Below are 464 nucleotides of genomic sequence, written 5' to 3'. Positions count from 1 at the left end.
GAGCGTGTCTACTCCTTCCGTGACCAGTACCACCGCTGGGACCCCAAGAATCAGCGTCCGGAGCTGTGGAACATCTACAACTCCAAGATCAACAAGGGCGAGTCCATCCGCGTCTTCCCGCTCTCCAACTGGACCGAGCTGGACATCTGGCAGTACATCTACCTCGAGTCCATCAAGATCGTGCCGCTCTACTACTCCGCCGTGCGTCCGGTGGTGAAGCGTGATGGCCTCGACATCATGGTCGATGACGACCGTCTGCCGCTCAAGGACGGCGAAGTGCCGGAGATGAAGTCCGTGCGCTTCCGTACCCTGGGCTGCTACCCGCTGACCGGCGCCGTGGAATCCACCGCCGCGACCCTGCCGGAAATCATCCAGGAAATGCTGCTGACCCGTACCAGCGAGCGCTCTGGGCGTGCGATCGATCACGATCAGGCAGGCTCCATGGAGAAGAAGAAGCGCGAAGG

1 protein-coding gene is annotated in these 464 nt (G+C 61.2%); it reads left to right on the top strand.

The genetic code is table 11. The annotated features are described in order from the left end of the window. Positions 1 to 464 (top strand): sulfate adenylyltransferase subunit CysD (cysD, locus tag PJK54_RS17735; protein WP_271303515.1); only part of this gene is annotated, 464 nt, incomplete at both ends.

The organism is Cobetia sp. MMG027 (assembly GCF_027947415.1).
Lineage (GTDB): Bacteria > Pseudomonadota > Gammaproteobacteria > Pseudomonadales > Halomonadaceae > Cobetia > Cobetia marina.
The sequence above is the reverse complement of the archived record's forward strand: the minus strand, read 5'-3'. Positions and strand labels throughout refer to the sequence as shown.